This window comes from Roseburia sp. MSJ-14 (genome assembly GCF_018918225.1).
GTDB lineage: Bacteria > Bacillota > Clostridia > Lachnospirales > Lachnospiraceae > Petralouisia.
Genome location: NZ_JAHLQD010000019.1, coordinates 148822 through 167266 on the forward strand (window position 1 = coordinate 148822; position 18445 = coordinate 167266).

At 37.5% G+C, this 18445-nt stretch carries 20 protein-coding genes and 1 pseudogene; 8 read left to right on the top strand and 13 right to left on the bottom strand.

What is annotated here, in order from left to right; all coding sequences use genetic code 11:
- Positions 1–25: 25 nt before the first annotated feature.
- Genes KQI83_RS08290 through KQI83_RS08305 form a run of 4 tightly spaced genes read right to left on the bottom strand, consistent with a single transcriptional unit; the run spans position 26 to position 3749 of the window.
- On the bottom strand, positions 26–772 hold the full coding sequence (locus KQI83_RS08290; RefSeq protein WP_216556549.1) for a maleate cis-trans isomerase family protein: 747 nt from the start codon (positions 770–772) through the stop codon (positions 26–28).
- A gap of 13 nt (positions 773–785) precedes the next feature.
- Positions 786–2144, bottom strand: a complete 1359-nt coding sequence (locus tag KQI83_RS08295) for an amidohydrolase family protein (protein WP_216556551.1) — start codon at positions 2142–2144, stop codon at positions 786–788.
- 12 nt (positions 2145–2156) lie between these two features.
- Positions 2157–2951, bottom strand: a complete 795-nt coding sequence (locus tag KQI83_RS08300; protein ID WP_216556553.1) for an ABC transporter permease — start codon at positions 2949–2951, stop codon at positions 2157–2159.
- Positions 2952–2963: 12 nt separating this feature from the next.
- Complete coding sequence (locus tag KQI83_RS08305; protein WP_216556555.1) at positions 2964–3749, bottom strand: ABC transporter ATP-binding protein; 786 nt, start codon at positions 3747–3749, stop codon at positions 2964–2966.
- A 403-nt stretch (positions 3750–4152) separates the two neighbouring features.
- Between KQI83_RS08305 and pcp the strand changes: the two genes are divergently transcribed.
- The 3 genes from pcp (at position 4153) to KQI83_RS08320 (ending at position 6647) form a co-directional block, all read left to right on the top strand.
- Positions 4153–4806, top strand: a complete 654-nt coding sequence (gene pcp / locus KQI83_RS08310; protein ID WP_216556557.1) for a pyroglutamyl-peptidase I — start codon at positions 4153–4155, stop codon at positions 4804–4806.
- Between the two features lie 78 nt (positions 4807–4884).
- Positions 4885–6129, top strand: coding sequence for a CdaR family transcriptional regulator (locus KQI83_RS08315; protein ID WP_216556559.1), 1245 nt, complete (start codon positions 4885–4887; stop codon positions 6127–6129).
- Positions 6126–6647, top strand: a complete 522-nt coding sequence (locus KQI83_RS08320; protein WP_216556561.1) for a flavin reductase — start codon at positions 6126–6128, stop codon at positions 6645–6647. The genes KQI83_RS08315 and KQI83_RS08320 overlap by 4 nt, the downstream gene beginning before the upstream one ends.
- Positions 6648–6727: 80 nt before the next feature.
- Here the strand turns inward: KQI83_RS08320 and KQI83_RS08325 are convergent, their stop codons facing one another.
- The 3 genes from KQI83_RS08325 to KQI83_RS08335 form a co-directional block, all read right to left on the bottom strand.
- Entirely contained in the window at positions 6728–7342 is a 615-nt protein-coding gene (locus KQI83_RS08325; protein ID WP_216556563.1) for a YcxB family protein, read from the bottom strand.
- Positions 7302–7763, bottom strand: a complete 462-nt coding sequence (locus tag KQI83_RS17075; RefSeq protein WP_330622335.1) for a YdeI/OmpD-associated family protein — start codon at positions 7761–7763, stop codon at positions 7302–7304. Before KQI83_RS17075 ends, KQI83_RS08325 begins: the two co-directional genes overlap by 41 nt.
- 240 nt (positions 7764–8003) lie before the next feature.
- On the bottom strand, positions 8004–8765 hold the full coding sequence (locus KQI83_RS08335) for a GNAT family N-acetyltransferase (protein WP_216556565.1): 762 nt from the start codon (positions 8763–8765) through the stop codon (positions 8004–8006).
- 271 nt (positions 8766–9036) lie between these two features.
- Here KQI83_RS08335 and KQI83_RS16735 point away from each other — a divergent pair.
- Positions 9037–9228, top strand: a pseudogene (locus tag KQI83_RS16735) (DUF6061 family protein); the annotation flags it as partial.
- A 123-nt stretch (positions 9229–9351) separates the two neighbouring features.
- Here the strand turns inward: KQI83_RS16735 and KQI83_RS08340 are convergent.
- Positions 9352–9654 carry a type II toxin-antitoxin system RelE/ParE family toxin gene (locus KQI83_RS08340; protein WP_216556567.1) on the bottom strand — a complete coding sequence of 101 codons (303 nt, stop codon included), beginning with the start codon at positions 9652–9654 and terminating at the stop codon, positions 9352–9354.
- Positions 9647–9910: a type II toxin-antitoxin system prevent-host-death family antitoxin gene (locus KQI83_RS08345; RefSeq protein WP_021983544.1), complete on the bottom strand. Its 264-nt coding sequence runs from the start codon at positions 9908–9910 to the stop codon at positions 9647–9649. The genes KQI83_RS08340 and KQI83_RS08345 overlap by 8 nt, the downstream gene beginning before the upstream one ends.
- Positions 9911–10187: 277 nt before the next feature.
- Here KQI83_RS08345 and KQI83_RS17310 point away from each other — a divergent pair, with 277 nt between their 5' ends.
- The gene (locus tag KQI83_RS17310; protein WP_330622336.1) at positions 10188–10451 is read left to right on the top strand and encodes a hypothetical protein; all 264 of its coding nucleotides are present in this window, start codon (positions 10188–10190) and stop codon (positions 10449–10451) included.
- The gene (locus KQI83_RS17315) at positions 10427–10522 is read left to right on the top strand and encodes a hypothetical protein (RefSeq protein ID WP_442969781.1); all 96 of its coding nucleotides are present in this window, start codon (positions 10427–10429) and stop codon (positions 10520–10522) included. The genes KQI83_RS17310 and KQI83_RS17315 overlap by 25 nt, the downstream gene beginning before the upstream one ends.
- Here KQI83_RS17315 and fliB read toward each other — a convergent pair.
- Genes fliB through KQI83_RS08365 form a run of 3 tightly spaced genes read right to left on the bottom strand, consistent with a single transcriptional unit; the run spans position 10512 to position 13738 of the window.
- The gene (fliB, locus tag KQI83_RS08355) at positions 10512–11660 is read right to left on the bottom strand and encodes a flagellin lysine-N-methylase (protein ID WP_216556569.1); all 1149 of its coding nucleotides are present in this window, start codon (positions 11658–11660) and stop codon (positions 10512–10514) included. The two genes, KQI83_RS17315 and fliB, sit on opposite strands and share 11 nt — an antisense overlap.
- Position 11661: 1 nt before the next feature.
- Complete coding sequence (locus tag KQI83_RS08360; RefSeq protein WP_216556571.1) at positions 11662–12636, bottom strand: methyl-accepting chemotaxis protein; 975 nt, start codon at positions 12634–12636, stop codon at positions 11662–11664.
- A gap of 10 nt (positions 12637–12646) precedes the next feature.
- Entirely contained in the window at positions 12647–13738 is a 1092-nt protein-coding gene (locus KQI83_RS08365) for an FIST signal transduction protein (RefSeq protein ID WP_216556573.1), read from the bottom strand.
- A gap of 216 nt (positions 13739–13954) precedes the next feature.
- Between KQI83_RS08365 and KQI83_RS08370 the strand changes: the two genes are divergently transcribed.
- Complete coding sequence (locus KQI83_RS08370; protein WP_216556575.1) at positions 13955–14509, top strand: manganese efflux pump; 555 nt, start codon at positions 13955–13957, stop codon at positions 14507–14509.
- Here KQI83_RS08370 and KQI83_RS08375 read toward each other — a convergent pair.
- A complete protein-coding gene (locus tag KQI83_RS08375; protein WP_253295552.1) occupies positions 14486–17059 on the bottom strand; it encodes a cation-translocating P-type ATPase in 2574 nt (857 codons plus the stop codon). The two genes, KQI83_RS08370 and KQI83_RS08375, sit on opposite strands and share 24 nt — an antisense overlap.
- Positions 17060–17214: 155 nt before the next feature.
- Between KQI83_RS08375 and KQI83_RS08380 the strand changes: the two genes are divergently transcribed.
- Complete coding sequence (locus KQI83_RS08380; RefSeq protein ID WP_216556579.1) at positions 17215–18387, top strand: glycosyl hydrolase family 18 protein; 1173 nt, start codon at positions 17215–17217, stop codon at positions 18385–18387.
- Positions 18388–18445: the final 58 nt, after the last annotated feature.

Sequence of the window (18445 nt, forward strand, 5' to 3'; positions counted from 1 at the left end):
AATGTTTCCTCCTTCATTTTCCTGATTACTTACTAAAAAGTTCTCCCCAGCCTCTTACCAAAGCCGGATTTATGCCTACCATTTTCATTGCGTCCCAAACGACGGTGTTAATGGTGTCATATACTGTAATTCCATACTTTTCTTCCATTGCTGGAACACTCCACATTGCCGGAAGATTTGTACAAACAACACTGATTCCATCTGCCTTATCTTTACATACCTCTTGAAACATTTCCTGTATTTTTTCCTGAGATACAAGAGCAAAGGAACGATTTACAAATTGCCCTAAGCATACGGAATTTATTACCTTAATTCCGCTTTTTTCATACTCTTTTATCAGCAACTCATTGATATCCTCTGTGTAGGGCGTAATCAAATGAATGGTTTTTACGTCATACTGCTGAAAGGCTTTTAACTGTGATAACATACTGGTAGTAGCCGGAATACCTGTTTCTTTTTCAATCTCTGCACACAGCTTTCTGTCTACATCAAATCCTAACCAACCACCGGAAGTACCATTCCACGCAATCACATCTACATCTGCATCTGCAAGAAGTTTTGACGCTTCCAGCATCGGTGCTGTATCAAACTGTGATAATGCATCTTCTTCCAATGAAATTTTAGTCACACGAAATCTCCCGTAGTGCATCGTTACCATTTCTTCCAATCCGCACACCATGCTAGAACAAATGGGTTCTAATGTGGTATTGGACGATGGTGTCAACATCCCGATTTTCTTTTGCTCTTTTTCATCAAATAACACTTTTTTCATAAATATTCCTCCTCTAAAATATATACATCCATTTCTTTTCCAAATCAGGATTGGATTTTAACCATTTCAGTTCTGCAATTCTTCTTGCATCACGCATTACTTCTTTTTCTTCTATGGCTAAAACTTTTCCCTGTTCTACAACAATTTTTCCATCTACAATAACTGTTTCCACATCATTCCCCAGTCCCAGATGAACTAAGTTTCCAACCACATTCGTACATGGTGTCATATGCAAATTGTCATAATCTATTATCACAATATCTGCAAGTTTTCCCTCTTCCAGACTTCCAAGTTTTTCTTCCATGTGCAATGCTTTCGCTCCGTTTAGTGTTGCCATCGTCAGGATTTCCTCCGGTTTTGGTTCTACTACACAGTGGTTTCGAATTCTTCCGGCAACCAATGCCATACGCATATTTTCAATCATATTGGCAGCTCCATTATCTGTTGCAATGGTAACATTTATCCCTTTTTCCTTTATCTTTTTAATATCTGCAATTGCACCGGCTTTGGCATTTCCTTCCGGAATATGTACAATGTTGCCCCCTGCTTTTCCCAGCTCACAAATATCTTTTTCCTGCAAAAACACTCCATGTGCTGCCAGCAAACGATCATTTAAAAGCCCACATTCCTGCATAAGTTTTGTAGAGGAAACTCCATATACCTCCTTGACTCTGTCAAGCTCCTGCTGGCTCTGTGCCAGATGTGTAGTAATAGGTACTTCATGCTTTTGTGCCATGTCTGCAATCCGAAGTAACAGTTCTTTACTGCATGTATCCGGAGCATGGGGACCCAGGCAGGGAGTTATCAGTCCATTCTTGTCCGGGTATTTTTCAAACAATTCCATATTTTTTTCAAATAGTTCATTTCCCAGCGTTTCGTCTTTTTCGTATACTCCTGATGCAAGTTTTCCAAAAACCATATCATGCACACGCTCACTCACTACCGCTCTAATCCCCAAAGTTTCAAAAGCTCTCGCATTTGCTTTACTATGTGCATAATTATCTCCAATCAGTGTAGAACCAAATCGAAGTGCTGTAGCTGCTCCCAACAAACTGAACACATAACTTTCTTCCTCACTTAAATCATCCCCTTGCGGTACAAGCGCTGTATAAGAAGGTGCTCTTCCCAAATCCTCTGCTACTCCTCTTACAATGGATTGTGCGGTATGGATATGGGTATTTACAAATCCCGGAAAAATTGCTTTTCCTTTACAGGATATCTTACTTATCTCGCTATCCTTATACTTTTCTAAAATCGTATTCTTATCACCTATCTGCTTAATTTTATTTTCCTCTATAACAAGTGCTGCATTTTTATAAATATTGCGTTCAGAATCCATCGTTACTATGATTCCATCGTATAATATCATCATTCTTACACCACCCTACTCTATAGCATCCATTCCTGATTTCTTCCATTTCAAAACTTTTTTCTCTATGAAACAAATAATCTGTTTTATAACGGTATAAATCAATGCAATCAATGCTAGAGATAAAAACATATCTGATACCAAAAACCAGTTTCTTGCGTTTACAATAATGTAACCAAGTCCGGTGCTTGCTCCCATCATTTCTGCTACAATCAGGGCTGAAAATGTAAGTCCCAGACAAACTTTCATTCCATTTAAAACAAACGGCATTGCTGATGGTACCAATACTCTGAAAAATACTTGTCCTTCGCTTGCTCCAAGACTTCTTGCAGAACGAATCAAAAGCGGATCCACACTTCTTACGCCCTGAACTACATAGCCAATCATAGGAAGAAGTGTTGTATAGGTTATCAATGTAATCTTAGACATTTCTCCTATACCAAACCAAATAATAAACAATGGACAAAATGCATACGGAGGAATACTTCCAAAAATACCCAGCAGCGGATCTAACACATCATTTAGAACTCGTATCCTTGCCATGAAATATCCAAGTACAACTGCAATGGAAATACCAAGAAAATATCCTTTTAAAATACGAATCATACTTGCTGATATATGTTCTAAAAGTGTTCCGTCTTTTATATATTTCAGCATTGTGTTAAAAACATCGATTGGTCCGGGTAAAAATACGGGATTTATTACCTGAGCCGTTGCATTATAAAAACAAAACAATTGCCATACTATAAGAAATGCTAAAATCGAAATACCTCTTACCAACATACTGTTGTAATTTCTTTTCTTTTTCATCGCAAATACCTCCTACTTGTTATCATCCTGAATAAACTCTTTAAAGAAGTTCACATACTCTAAAAACTTTGGATTTTCCACTGTACGTTCCTCTCGTTTTACGTCAATTCCGGTATCCGTGAGTACATGTCCCTCACCCATAACGATTACACGATCCGCTAATATTACAGCCTCCTCTATGCTATGTGTAATAAATACCACTGTTGATTTATTATTTTTCCAGATACCGAGTAATTCCTTTTGCATATTTGCTCTGGTAAATTCATCCAATGCAGAAAAGGGTTCATCCATCAATAGGATATCTGCCTCATTTGCAAATGCTCTTGCAATTCCTACTCGCTGTTTCATACCTCCTGAAAGTTGATCCGGATAAGATTTCCGAAACTCCTCCAACCCAATCATGGAAATATATTTATCTACAATTTCTTTAATCTCATCCTTATTCTTTCTTGCCACTTTCGGACCAAATCCAATATTCTGTTCCACGGTATACCATGGAAACAATGCGTGCTCCTGAAATACTACTCCTCGCTCTCTGGAAGGTCCTGTGATTTTTGTTTTTCCTTCGTTTACAAGTATCTCTCCTTCATCGGGTTTAATATAACCTGCTATAAGATTTAACAATGTGCTTTTCCCGCAGCCACTATGACCTAATACACATATAAACTCATTTGCGTATATTTTTAAATTTAAATCATCAATTACTTTCTTCTCTACCACATCTTTTTTTCTTTTTCCCTTAGAGGTATCTTCATAATGTTTTGACAGATTTTTTATTTCAATTTTTACATATGCCATATACATTCTCTCCTTTCTGGTTTTCACATGTACTTTCACACTTTCATGTAACATGGTATTTCTTATGGTATAAAAAAAATGCATGACTTTTCTTAGTCATACATCTTTGTATACATACTTTCGCTATTTTGTTTCAGAAGGTGTTGTTTCTTGTTTGCCTTGCTGTTAATGCTATTTTATTGCCTTTCATTTTTTTTGTAAATTGTGCAAATATCTTATTATTTTTATTGTTTTTCCTGCACAATCTACTCTTTTCTCCTTTATTTTTCTTCTGTTTCTTCTGCTTTTTCTTTAAAATAAGGCTTTTTTACAATTGTGCATTTAAACAATTTACACTTTTTTCCCGCTATGACAATATAAAGGCATCGAAAAACACTATCTATATTAAAGGAGGAACACAACGATGTCAAAAGATATACTTATTACAGGTTATGAACCATTTGGAGGCGATACCACCAATCCTTCCTTAGAACTGGCACAGGCATTAAACGGCTGCCGTTATAAAGATTATACCTTTCAATTCGCAAAAATTCCAGTAAATCGTCATGAATGTATTTCAACTATGGAAAAAGCCATTAATTGTTTTGATCCTGAAATTGTAATTTGCACAGGATTAGCCTATGGAAGAGCTTCTATTTCTATTGAACGAGTGGCTATTAATGTGGCAGATTTTCCCTGGCCTGATAGTGCAGGCTACCTTGCATTAAATGAAACCATTGATGCAGAAGGTCCTGCGGCTTATTTTTCTACACTTCCAATCCGAAACATTATGCAGTCTCTCCATGCAGAAGGCGTTCCTGCCTATATTTCCAATTCTGCCGGAACCTATTGCTGCAACCTGCTTATGTACGGAACATTGAATTACATTGCCAAACATCATTTAAATATAAAAGCCGGGATGATGCATGTACCTTATACCCCTGATATGATAGCCGGAAAAGATCCGTTTATGCCTTCGATGTCTTTAGACACTATGATTAAAGCCGTCAAAACTGCCGCTGTTACAGCCATCGAAAGCCCAGAGGATAAAGCCATTATTTGTGGTTTTGCACAATAATATTTTGTTTTTCCGCTATTTTTGTTATGATATACTGTGTGTATGCACAATTTTATAATTAATTACGGAGGTAATGCCATGAAACTCAGTCAAGAACTTGCGCAGTATATTATTGATTATACTTCTAAAATCATTGATTACAATATTAATATTATGGATTCCAATGCAGTTATTATTGCTTCTAACGATTCTACCCGAATCGGCGAAACACATATGGGGGCACGAAAGGTACTTGTAACCGGTGAACCATATACCATTGATAAGGAAGAAGCAAAAAAATATCCAAATGTAATTCCCGGCATTTCGCTCCCCATTCATTTTAAAGACAACATTATCGGTGTCATCGGAGTTGGTGCCGGAGAGCAGGCTGCTACTATCGGAAAAATGATTCAAAGCACCACCGAACTTTTAATTGAGCAATTTCACTTAAAGGAAACCCTGAATGCAGAGACACAGGTTCGAAATGAATTTCTTACCCATTTATTGACAGAGTCCTGGTTCAATAATGAATCCTATTTTCATCATCAGCTTAAGCTCCACCATTTTAACCTAAATCAATCTTATCTGGTGATAACTGCAGAACTTTTTAATTGTACTTTTGAAAATAATTTTTCCAACAACTATGAATCAGAAATTGTACATTACGAAAAAAGTATCTCTACTCTTTTGGAAAATATTGCATATAAATTAAATTATCTTCATATCAATCTGGTTTATATTCCCAATGCAATTACCTTTCTGGTTCCATACACTTCCACTCCGGATGGGGATAAAAATCATTTTATGGACAAATTTGTTACGAATCTGGATTTTGTCCTGTCGCAGACCTTCGATTTTGGCTATCGAATTGGAATCGGCGGTTTTGCCGAAGATATGACTCAAATTCACTACCGCTATAAATGTGCCAATTCGGCTTTAAAAATTCCGAAAGCTTTGCAGCGTGACACTAAGATTTCTTCCTTTACGGATGTATACTTTGAACACTTGCTTTTTAATCTCTCTCAAAAGCAGCGTTCTCGCTATTGGGAATCTATTATCGGCAAACTGTTAAAAGAAGATAATGGAAAAAGCATGTATTTAGAGACTCTGGAAATTTTTTTTCAAAATGACCAAAGTATTACCAAGACTTCTGCGGCACTTTTCATTCACAGAAATACCCTGCTTTTCCGCTTAAATCGTATCGGAGAAATTACCGGATTTTATCCACAACACTTAAAAGATGCTATAAATCTTTACACCGCCCTTACACTTTATAAACTTTATCAATTTGAAACTTCTTCTATCAGTGATGACATAGAAAATCAAAAGGAGATACTTTTATGAAATTAAAAGAAATTGAAACAAAAGAAATTCTGATAAACCCTTTTTCCATGATTGAAGACGACTGGTTCCTTATTACTTCCGCAATCAATGGAAAAGTAAATACGATGACTGCCGCCAGTGGTGCTCTTGGACATATGTTCCGAAAAAACGTTGCCTACATTAATGTACGTCCCGAAAGATATACCCATGACTTTATCGAAGCATCCCAAATTCTGTCTCTTTCCTTTTTTGATAACACCCAAAAAAACAAGGAAATTCTAGGCTATCTCGGACGCACTTCCGGAAGAGAGGAAGATAAAATTACCAAAAGTGGTCTCACCCTTTCCTACTATGAGGAAATTCCTTACTTTGAGGAAGCCCATACCGTATTTCTTTGCCGCTGTCTATTTCGCCAACCTTATACTTCAAAAGGATTCTTAGATAAAAATGTAGAAGATTATTACTATCCTAAGCGTGATTACCACGATATGTATGTCTGCGAGATTCTAAAGACCCTGATACGCTCAAATCCAAAATGAGAAACTCACAAAGTGTGTTTCTCATAGTTTTCATAGCTTAAGAACCGTATACAGTATAGCAAACTTTACCGTCGCAACTACTACAAAGAAGTAGTTTTGGCATTACGCCAGGATAATTTTTCCTCTGTAAGATAAGTATTTAAAAGTGACAACAGCACTTCATAATCCTCTTTCGACAAATCGTTTTTTTTCAGAAGTATCATTTGATTATCAATTCTTTTTAAATAAACATATTCCTTAAATATCCCCCAGCATTTAAATGCCTCCCATTTGTTTAAACCGCAGCCAACTTCTGATGTTACAGTAACACCATCAAGGTCAAAACTGTATTCACGCATTCCTGATTTTAACTTACCATCTGTCTTGTTTTGCAATTTTTTGTAAATAAAATCTTGATAAAAAGTGGCACCACCTAGCGTTACCCATGCCAAAAATATTATAAATACCAGTCCAAGCAATGAATATCCGAATGCATCCTCTAAAAAACAAACCACTGTACAGATAGCCATAACAATTGCCATAATGACACTGAATATCCTAACATATTTCCTTTTCTTCACATTCTTAGGATTAGCCATCATAATCTCTCTTAATGCAGATACTTCTTCTTGACCTATTTCTAGTTTTGCTTTAATCATTTTTTTATTTCCTCCATCATTCTTTAAGCAAACGCCCATTGTCATTCCATTCGCCATACATAATGCCCGCCTCGGTGTTATCCAAAAGCTTTTGTAAGCGACTTTGGAACAGTTCCGGTTGCTTTTTCTTAATCTGAATTGTATCAATTCTCACACGCTGATAGAGTGGTGGAAAACTCAAAAATTTTTTCCAGACTTCTGCATTAGCTTGCAGTGCACTTAAAATATCTTTATCAATTACAAATCCCTTCTCTGACATATCTGGCAACACAGCACGACCAGCGTCTGTCATTCGTCCTAATCTCTCCATTCTACGACAGCGTTCTTTGTTTAGTTCAGACCATACACTATTTTTCCCTCTAGGTGCTAATCTTTGTGCAGTTATGCCATTATCCATTTTCTTTGTGGTACTATCAATCCAACCAAAGCACATTGCTTCTTCCACTGCATCTATATACCAAAAAGTCCCATTATCCACCGGGCGTCCACGCTTTACAACTACCCAACATTCATCTTCTTTGTTATAATTTTCCGAAAGCCATTGTCATAACTCGTCACGATTTTTAGCTTGTAATAAATTCTTAAAATCCATTTCTACTATCCTCTCAATTCTGATTAAGATTTCACCTGTTCTAAGGAATTTAATAATTATTATATCTTATTATCAAATTTCTCACAATCTCTTGAAAAAACTAAGTTTGTAACAAGTAATATTTGCTTACTGCGTTCTTGCATCACTTACAACTTCGTATGCAACATACTCATAATCAAATTCATATCCAAGCTTTTCTGCCAATCGGACAGAATTCATATTTTGAGCATCCCAGCTTGGATAGAGTCCTTCCTCCAAACAACTTAGTATAAGAGCAGAACATGCAATAGTTGCTAAGTGTTTTCTCCGCTCCTCCTCTACAGTGTCTACCTCTATCTCAATTCCCTCATTATATCTGGTATAAGAAGAGGCTCCGGCAACTATCTCACCAGCTTTTAGTATTACCATACCTTTTCCCATCTTCAAATATTGCTCCTTATTTTCAAAAGAAGAGACAAAATCTACTGTAACAGGATTCTTTAAACACTTATCATATATATCAGAATCAATCTTTGCTAATTCATATCCTGTGGGAAGTTCTTTTATTTTCCTTTTTAGTGCTTCTTTATCAAATCTCGTATCCTTTTTAATCGCGTATCTAATGACCCGTTTGGCATTTTGAAAACATTCTTCCATCAACTTTGCCCAATCCTCATTCTGTGGCACCATGATAATAAAACCATCCGGTTTGCTTTCAACAAGTTCTCTGTCCGGTTCTCCAGCATAAAAGCAAAAACATCCAACAAATGCAAATGCTGACTTAGGATTTTCTAAATCCGTAACATAAATATGTCCCATTACATTTTGAAGACACGAATAAATTAATGTTTCATGCCAATCTTCAAAAATAGCATTAACTTTTGCAAGATTCTTTAATTCATATAGCAATTATATCGCCTCCTTCAGAAATACATATGCGATAACAAATCCCGATTGTGTAATTACATAATTTAAGGATTTCATTAGCTGTTATATTTTATTAATAAATTCCCTGATAACCCTTATAAACACTAACTTTTCTGTAAGTGAGCTATCCTTTATGTATTCCCTTGTGTTATATTGTTTTACAAGGCTTTGTGAACCCTCATAAGGGCAAAAATAAAGGAAAGAAAATCACATAACAAATTATAACACAATATAAATGGACTGTGTGAACTGAATGAAATGCTTTTTAGATTTTACCGAAAAGAGGATTGACTGTGCAAAGGCAGAGGAATGGCTAAAGACTACACCTAATTCAGAGTGTGCGCTAAATGCCCTTGCAATAGGCAACCCTGTGGAGTATGCTCGTCTTTACCTTGACGGGACTATGCAGATATGTATAGATGCGGAGGATTCGTTGGAACTATGGCAAATAATTCTCAAGTTATTGCGGCAGTCGCCAAGGTCTCGTGCAAGCACGGACTTTGGCTCGTTGCTTCGCGTAAATTCAAAACAAGCACCAAATGATTTATAATATCATTTGGTGCTTGTTTTATAGATTTCGTCCTTGATACTGTATTGTTACTACATAAACTGTTTTGCATGGTTCATTAATGCGGAAAATGGCAATATAATTATCAATCAGTAACTGACGATAGCCTTTTCCGGCATATCTGCCTTCGTTACGCTCTTGATGGGACTGTGGAAATGTATCTAGGCTTAAAATAGACTTCTTAATTCTGTCTACCTGTCCTTTGGCATTCGCAGGAGCCAATTTCTCATTTGCAATATATTCGTAAATGTGGTCTAATTCACGGATTGCTCTGGGGTTGACTTTTACCTTGTATTTATCCAAAATGTTTTTTCTCCAATTCTGCAAAAACTTTTTCTGCGTCAACTGCTTCTGCACCGTTAGCAATTTCTTGCTCGGATTCGAAGATTGCTTGGTCGATACGATTCATCCTTGCAAATTTATCGTATAATTCACTACTCATCACAACCAAATCGCTATATCCGTTTTTAGTAATAAAAATAGGCTCCTGTTCCTTGTGTGCGATATTAGAAATCTCGGTTGTATTGCGTAAATCCTTAATAGGCATAATAAGTGGCATGATATTCACCCCTTTCTTTGATATAATTATAGCATAATTATGTCCGCGAAGGCAATATAAAATGATTATGTTGTCAATCCCGTCTATCACTGGCAATTGGATTTATTGCTGATGGAAAAATATTGCATTGTGAGAATTTGATTTTCTATAGGACGAAACAAAATTAATAGTAGGAAAGTTTTTCATACTAAATATATTGCAAGTAAATTTTGCACCATCAGATGATAGGAATATTGTTTGATGGTGCTTTTATTATATTTACAAGGAGGAAAAGGATATGGAGTTGAAATTAGCTAAGAAATCCGACACAGAAAAAGTATATGCACTTGTACAGGACACTATCAAAGTGGTCTATCCAAAGTACTACTTGAAAGAAATTGTAGATATGTTTTGTGAATTTCACAGCCGTGAAAATATTATAAAGGATATTGAAGCTGGAAATACATACATTTTTCTTTATCGCGACCTTTTGTGGCTGCTGTTTACGGTGCCGGAGAAGAAGGCGTTGCCGCTTATATTGAAAAGCTTGGAAACGAATTAAAAGACACCATGACAATGTGTGGTGCCTTTTCTCTCAAAGATATTACTTCCGATATGATTTTTAATTCATAATAACTGTAAAAAAATTCTTCATGGAAAACAGGGATTCTTTTGCCAGCATTTTCTCCATGGTATTTAGATTAAAGTCCGAATGTTCCAGTTCTCTGGAATATTGGTAACAAATCTCTACCATTTGTGGCAAAGTCAACTGTTTTCCATTTTTTATCCAATGTGCCATCATCCATTCACGAAGATACAGCGTACTTAATACTGCCATTTTCATTTTGCTATAAGCATCTTCATCGTATACTGCTCCGCCAAAGTAGGTAAATACAAAGTACACCATTAACTTTTCTAAGATAATCGGATAATTTAAAATGTGTTCACGGAACAGTTGAAATTGTGACTGATACCAAATATTTCCCCTCTCGTAAAGTGTCCTTCTGGCTTCCCTTACCCTCTTTGGAAATTTGGCATTTAACACTTCCATTCGATTCCAGGCTTCCATCATTTCATCCATAAGAAGAATTTTTTCTTTTCCCTTATTCCGATAACCTTCCAATCGTTTCATCAAATGCTGGGTATTATGTGGTGCCTGATACTTTTCAATTAACTCATCAATCTCAAAAATCTCCTGATTCCGGATGCGTCTTTGCATGTCGTGCGTAAATCCAAGTGCTATACCGATTCTGTATTCAATGGAATATGCGCGGTTTTGCAATAATTCTAACAGAAAACTTCTTGCATCCATCAATTTATCAAACAGAAAAAAGTCAAATTCTTCGTAAGTTTCTTCCGGACTTTCTTTTTCTTTATCGATAAACGTTATCTTTTCCGAACTTCCTAATATAATTTGTGCCACTTCCGGACATGACATAGAAAGAGAAATTTCTCGAATATTTTCAAACTCTTCAATATGTCTTGGATAACGTCTGCAAGTAGTACAAAATGCCTCTTCTCCAAGATTGGTATAAATATCACACAAGTTTTGATTATTTAAAAATGCACATCTTTTGCCGTGCTGGCGAAAAGACTTATCCTGCCAATCAATCTCTTGTCTCAGTCGATTTCCAAATGTACCTTTCACCCTGCTGTATCGATACAATGTATTATTATCTATTCCTATCCCCCATCCTGCACAACAGGTGTCAATACACTTATCTGCTGTACAGGAAAATTTTTTATAATAATCTGGGTATGTTATCTGCATATTACTCTATTTCACCGGATATCTTTTTAAGTAACGGTTCTGTCTGTTCCATCATATTAGAGATATCTTCGTATATAAATCCTTTCTGTGTCATAAGGCTCTTTAATCCATTGATATTTTCCATAACCTGCGCATAGTGATTTTCATATGTCTGCATGTCTCTCTGAAGAGAATCAACCTGTCCGCTACACTGGTCTACTACTTCATTAATTCCTCTATGTACATCTTTTACTCCGGATACGGACTCATTGATTTCATTAAATATACCTTCAGTATTATTCATCTGTTCTTTGGAAGTATTCAACGCCTCTTTTACTCCCTCCAAAGATCTGGTAAGGCTTTCGGAACTTATTTGCAGTCCTTCCATACTTTTATTTACATCGCCTACTAACTCTTTGATACCGATGGATAACTTGGTTACTTCATCTGCAACTACTGCAAATCCTTTTCCATGCTCTCCGGCTCTTGCTGCTTCAATGGATGCGTTTAATGCCAATAAATTTGTCTGATTTGCTACTCCAACAATATTCATCATAGTTGCCTTGATTTCATCAAATCGTTTTTGGAATTCGTCATAAATCTTTCCGATTTCTTCAAACTGAACTTCTACTTTTGCTGAACTCTCCTTTAAATCCTGAATATCCTGCAATGCATCACTTGACACTTCCGTAACATTCTGAATAACACCGTTAAATTCTCCTGATATTTCTCCGATTTTTGCAAACTCTTTTTGGAAATTATCAACGGATTCACTAATCTTCGCATTGTTTTCAATTACTTCGTTATAAGACTCACGAACATTGTCAATTTCCTTTACTGTTTTTGCTTCTTCTTCAACTAATGCTTCTTTTTTATCCATTACGAACTTGCTTAAGTATGACATGGATTTTAAATATTCATTTATATTTTCCTTTTTTCCAATGGAAGATTCCCTTGTTACTTCCTGTATCTCTTCTGTTTTTTTCTTTCCAAACATGATAGTCCTCCTATTCAAATACCGCACAAACCATAGTCTGATTTACATGCTGATTATTGCATTGTTCTCCACCGCCAACAACTCCCATATGATTTCCAAGGGATGCCATATCCTTGGCATATGTTGCAAAATACCCTTCTCCATCATAAAGTAAGTATCGATAAATACAGTCAATTGACACTACTAACGAAATATGATTCATGTCGCTTTGAATCTTGTTTCTTGTCTCCTGTTCTATCTGCTGATATTCGCCTAATTCCAGAAAATAGATACAATCGTTTTTATTAATGCGCTTATAATTTACTAATGTTCCATTTGGCTCCATGCCCATCATGGATGAAATGAACACTTCATCCCCTACGGCACGTCCCATTGGATTTTTCAGTACGTTATCAACGATTTTATCCTTGGAAATTCCAAGTTCCTGACTATAAACTTCCGCTGCCGGTTTTCCATCCAATTCAATCAATGCCTTTTTGGAAGTATTTACCCTGGTAGCAAAGTGTGAGATATTAGAAGCCTGTTTCTTATAAATATTTTCCTTATAAACTCTTACTTTTCCGGTTGTATTCTTAATAAGTGCATACACACATGCATTTTCATAGATTCTTCCGTTATATGCTACAACAGATGCCTTTCCTTCCGGTGCTCCGAATGCTGTTCCGCCTGCCAACTGAATTCCCTTTTTTTCAAAACAGGAGGTAAAGGTTGTTACCAGCTTTTCTTCTTCTCCTGTGCAGTATTCCAGACATACGGTATCTCCATGTCCCGGCGAAACTGCTGAAATATCTTTTTCCAATTTTCCTATGGATGCAACAGGACATTCACTGATGTTCTCAATTACACCACATCTTACCTTGGCATCTGAAAATAATCCTAAAACAGATACATTATTATCCCCCACCTGTCCATTTACAAGTTTGGTTCCTATGGTTCCAATGGATGGTGTATTAGGATATTGCTTTTTCAGTAAATCTGCCACTTCGCCTACGATATCATAGGGTGCAATAAAAATAATTGCCTCCGGTGACTCTAATCCTCGTGTTGCTTCTTGTACTGCATTTTTTGCATTCCCTGTTCCTTGTCCTATAAATGACCGCATATCGTTATTTCCTCCTTGTTTCCGCTTTCGAATTCCATTTCTTAATATGCTTTGATTATTTTTCATTATAAAAATAATATCGTCATATTTCAATACTATTTTAACTATTTTTTAACCATTTTTCAGTGACTTTCTAAGGATTTTTCAATGATTTTTTGGGAACATAGACATTCTAAAAAGAATACCATAAAGAAACAATATATTCGGTGAAATACCATGTTAGAATTTATTTTAGAAATCTTATTGCTGGTTACCGCAATCTCTATAGATGCTTTTGCCGCGGGATTTGCTTATGGTGTCAGTCGAACACGAATTCCGCTTTCTTCTCTTTGTATTCTTACCTCTATTTCCAGTCTGATACTGGCGGTTTCGTTGCTTACCGGAAACCTTTTAACCGGATTACTCACACCTAGACAAACCTGCACTATCAGCTTTTTAGTACTACTGCTTCTTGGCATTACCAAGCTTTTTGACCATTCCTGCTGTGACCATGCGGACAAGGCTGATAAAGACCGGGACAAATTTCTCTCCCCTGGAGAATCACTTTCTCTTGGATTTGCACTTTCCATTGACAGTGCGGCAGCGGGAATTGGTGCGGCTCTTCCGCCTTTTTCCATTCCTGCTGCAATTATTGCTTCTTTTCTCATGGGGATTCTCGCCATTCTTACCGGCAGTTTCCTTGGGAAAAAGCTCTCCTGCCATACACAAAAAAATATTTGCTGGGTTAGTGGTGCTCTTTTGATACTTTTAGCTTTTTTGAAACTCTTTTGAACTTAATCTGGAAAGCAACACCAATACTTCATGTGCTAAAAGGGGCATTGCCGCCAATCCTAAAAGTTTGCCCCACTCTGTCCCTGACAAAGCACATGTGCCGAATGCATTTACAAAATACGGAATTTCTGTCACCATCAACTGTAATCCGATTCCAATTACAAATGCCAGTATCATCAATTTATTTTTCAGATGATTCATGGCAAATACAGAACACTCTACATTGCGCATTCCTATGGCATGAAATAACTGTGACATTCCAAGTACGGTAAAGGCATAAGTCTGACATCTGCTCAGCATCTCTTGATTCGCAAACAAGGTTCGAAGATTTTCCAATGAAAACTCCATGTTCTGTGAAAGCATCATTTGTATTGGCAAATGCAAAAATGCTACGGTACTGATCATTGCAATCAGGATACCATAAAATATGGTGCAGCTTAAGCCGCCACCTGCAAATAAACTTTCTGTTTTTGACCGGGGAGGACGATTCATATCATTTCGATTGTCTTCCTCGTCCACTCCTAACGCCAGTGCCGGGAGAGAATCTGTAATCAAGTTAATCCACAAAATATGGCTTGGCTTTAACGGTGCTGCAAGTCCAAGTGCTACCGCTGCAAGCATGGTAATGATTTCTCCAAAGTTCGAAGATAACAAAAACAGTACTGATTTTTTGATGTTCTCGTAAATACTTCTTCCCTGAGCGATTGCCTTGGTAATCGTAGCAAAATTATCATCGGTAAGCACTATATCTGCTGCATTTTTCGCAACATCTGTTCCCGCCATTCCCATGGCAATTCCCACATCTGCCGACTTTAGAGATGGTGCATCGTTGACCCCGTCCCCTGTCATAGCAACAATTTCTCCTAATTCTTTAAATCCTGAAACAATGCGTACTTTATGCTCCGGTGACACATGGGCAAATACTCTGACCTTTGGAAGTCTTTGTTGAAGTGCCTTGGGATTTAACCTTTCTAGTTCTTCCCCTGTCATGCACTGTTCCGGATTTTTGGCAATGCCAAGTTCTTTGGCAATGGCTAACGCGGTATCTTTTCTGTCTCCTGTAATCATAATGGTTCTAACCCCGGCATGCCGAAATTCTTCCACTGCTTTTCCTGCTTCTGGTCGCACCGGGTCTGCCATTCCTGCCATTCCAAGAAAAATCAGCTCGTTTTCCTTTAATTGGGTTACGCCGGTACGCATTCCCAATGCCAATACACGAAGTGCATCCCTTGTAAATTCTTTTAATGTACTTTGTATCTTTTCCCGATGAGCCTGGCTCATAGGCAGGTCTTTTCCGTCAATTCGAATATAACTGCAACGCTCTAAAATTTCATCCGGAGAACCTTTGGTATAAGACAGTTTTTTCGCTCCTTCCTGATGAAGGGTTGACATCATTTTTCTACCGGAATCAAAGGCGATTTCATCTACTCGCGGCATTTGCTGTTCTAAGCGTTCTCGCACAATTCCAAATGCTGCACCCATGTCCAGTAGTGCTAATTCTGTGGGGTCACCCATACGGGTTCCGTCCTGTAAAGATGCGTCGTTACACAACATAAATCCGTATATAAAATCTCTGTCTTCCGACTCTTTTAACGCATCTGTATCACAAACTCTGCCGTTGGTATAACAGCGTGTCACTGTCATTCGATTCTGTGTCAAGGTTCCCGTCTTATCAGAACATACCACACTGACACATCCGAGGGTTTCCACACTAGGTAAACGCTTTACAATGGTATTTACTTTTACCATACGAGAGACACTCAATGCCAATACCATAGTAACAATAGCCGGTAAGCCTTCCGGTACTGCCGCTACTGCAAGAGAAATTGCAGTAATTAACATTTCCATAATGTCTCTCTTTTGTAATACTGCAATTCCAAACAGTAGCACACACAAAACTACAGAAACACCACTTAATACTTTTCCTAAATCTGCTAATCTTTTTTGCAAAGGAGTGGTTTCTACCGGTGCATTTTGTATCATTCTTGCAATCTTTCCGATTTCCGTATCCATGCCAATAGCGGTTACAACACCTTCACCTCTGCCATATGTAACATTTGTAGACATATATGCCCTATTGTTTTTTCTGGTATCTTTGATGACCGGAAGGGATTCTCCGGTAAGGGCTGCCTCTTCTATTTTCAGATTTACCGCAGATGTCAGCTGTAAATCTGCCGGCACTTGTCGCCCTGCTTCTAAACACACAATATCTCCCGGTATTAAATCTGCCGCCGGTATTTCCTGCATATGTCCTGACCGTTTCACTACTGCCTTTGGACTTGTCATTTCTTTTAGAGCTTCTAAGGCTTTCTGTGCCTTTCCTTCCTGAATCACTCCGATTACTGCATTTACCAAAATGACTGCCAGAATAATCATCATATCACTAAATTCTTGCAGTAGCATGGATATGGCTGCCGCTACAAATAATATAAAAATCAGGGGATCATTGAGCTGTTCTAAAAAACAGGCAAACGGGGACTTGTGTTGTTCATCCTCTAACACATTTTTCCCTCGCATCACTTCTCCATTGCTTTTTTTGCTTTCTGTCATAACTTCCTCCATCGTCCTATTGTTGTCCTTATGTTTCTATGAATATGAGGACAGGCAGGAAATTATACCTGCATCTCTATATTTTCTCACAATAATTTTTCTATTTCATAAACTATAACAAACACGCTTGATTCTGTTGGATAGAAAGGAATCTTATGGTTATTTATACGGTTCGCTCCGGTGATACAATTGACAATATTGCTATACGCTATCAGGTTTCTGCCGAAGACATTGCCTATGCCAATCAGATTCCATATCCTTATGCCCTTGCTGTTGGCAGTTCACTATTGCTGCCTGATGCTTCCTATACACTTACTGAAGAAGATATTCTGATCGTTTCCACTAACCGTTTTGCTTATTCCGGCGGCTATGCTTATCCTTTTATCAGTCCTTGGGTATTAGAACAGACTTTGCCTTATCTTTCCGACCTTTTTATTTTCTCTTATGGGTTTACTACGGAAGGCACCTTGATTCCTCCTGCCTTAGACGACACCTTTATGATTACCCTTGCAAAAAATTATGGCGTTGCTCCCATTTTGACGCTAACTCCTTTCGGACCGAATGGTCAATTCAGTAACTATCTGATTACCAGAGTAATCAATAACGAAGAATCCAAGGCTCAATTAATCTCTTCTCTTGTGTCAGAAGTAACGGAACGTGAATTTGAAGGTGTGGATATTGACTTTGAATATATTCTTTCGGAAGACCGCATCGCTTTTGCCCGATTCGTCTCTGAGGTAAGAACTGCTATCAATGAACTTGGCTATCCTGTTTCCGTGGCTCTTGCGCCAAAAACTTCTGATACTCAGGTTGGTCTGCTTTATGAAGGAAAAGACTATGCACTCTTAGGCGAAGCTGCGGACTATGTACTGTTAATGACTTACGAATGGGGCTATACCTACGGGCCTGCCATGGCTGTTGCTCCTTTGAATAAAGTTCGGGAAGTGGTGGAATATGCCCTTACCAAGATTCCTGCTGAAAAAATCAATCTTGGAATTCCTAATTACGGCTATGACTGGACACTTCCTTATGTAAAGGGTACCTCTAAGGCGCGAACTATTGGAAATATCGAGGCCGTACAACTTGCCATTTCACAAGGTGTTTCCATTCAGTTTGATGAAGTTGCACAATCTCCCTTTTTTACCTATGTGCAAAATGGTCTGACCCATGAAGTATGGTTTGAAGATGCCCGCAGTATTTATGGAAAATTCGGTTTAGTACAGGAATATAGTTTGCGTGGAATGAGTTATTGGCAAATTATGCGCCTGTTTCGTGCAAATTTGCTATTACAAGAAGAATTTTTCTCCCATAACCTATCTAATTTGTAGTTACAAAACGCTCATTTTATGTTATAGTAAAGTAAAATATAGAGCAAGGAGATATTGA

Bases quoted from the DNA above. Each gene is read 5' to 3' on its own strand.
- KQI83_RS08305 (WP_216556555.1), bottom strand. From the start codon at position 3,749: ATGGCATATGTAAAAATTGAAATAAAAAATCTGTCAAAACATTATGAA.
- KQI83_RS08320 (WP_216556561.1), top strand. From the start codon at position 6,126: ATGAAATTAAAAGAAATTGAAACAAAAGAAATTCTGATAAACCCTTTT.
- pcp (WP_216556557.1), top strand. From the start codon at position 4,153: ATGTCAAAAGATATACTTATTACAGGTTATGAACCATTTGGAGGCGAT.
- KQI83_RS17310 (WP_330622336.1), top strand. From the start codon at position 10,188: ATGGAGTTGAAATTAGCTAAGAAATCCGACACAGAAAAAGTATATGCA.
- KQI83_RS08290 (WP_216556549.1), bottom strand. From the start codon at position 772: ATGAAAAAAGTGTTATTTGATGAAAAAGAGCAAAAGAAAATCGGGATG.
- KQI83_RS08300 (WP_216556553.1), bottom strand. From the start codon at position 2,951: ATGAAAAAGAAAAGAAATTACAACAGTATGTTGGTAAGAGGTATTTCG.
- KQI83_RS08315 (WP_216556559.1), top strand. From the start codon at position 4,885: ATGAAACTCAGTCAAGAACTTGCGCAGTATATTATTGATTATACTTCT.
- KQI83_RS08370 (WP_216556575.1), top strand. From the start codon at position 13,955: ATGTTAGAATTTATTTTAGAAATCTTATTGCTGGTTACCGCAATCTCT.
- KQI83_RS08365 (WP_216556573.1), bottom strand. From the start codon at position 13,738: ATGCGGTCATTTATAGGACAAGGAACAGGGAATGCAAAAAATGCAGTA.
- KQI83_RS08295 (WP_216556551.1), bottom strand. From the start codon at position 2,144: ATGATGATATTATACGATGGAATCATAGTAACGATGGATTCTGAACGC.
- KQI83_RS08380 (WP_216556579.1), top strand. From the start codon at position 17,215: ATGGTTATTTATACGGTTCGCTCCGGTGATACAATTGACAATATTGCT.
- KQI83_RS08375 (WP_253295552.1), bottom strand. From the start codon at position 17,059: ATGACAGAAAGCAAAAAAAGCAATGGAGAAGTGATGCGAGGGAAAAAT.
- KQI83_RS08345 (WP_021983544.1), bottom strand. From the start codon at position 9,910: ATGCCACTTATTATGCCTATTAAGGATTTACGCAATACAACCGAGATT.
- KQI83_RS08325 (WP_216556563.1), bottom strand. From the start codon at position 7,342: ATGGCGAATGGAATGACAATGGGCGTTTGCTTAAAGAATGATGGAGGA.
- fliB (WP_216556569.1), bottom strand. From the start codon at position 11,660: ATGCAGATAACATACCCAGATTATTATAAAAAATTTTCCTGTACAGCA.
- KQI83_RS08360 (WP_216556571.1), bottom strand. From the start codon at position 12,636: ATGTTTGGAAAGAAAAAAACAGAAGAGATACAGGAAGTAACAAGGGAA.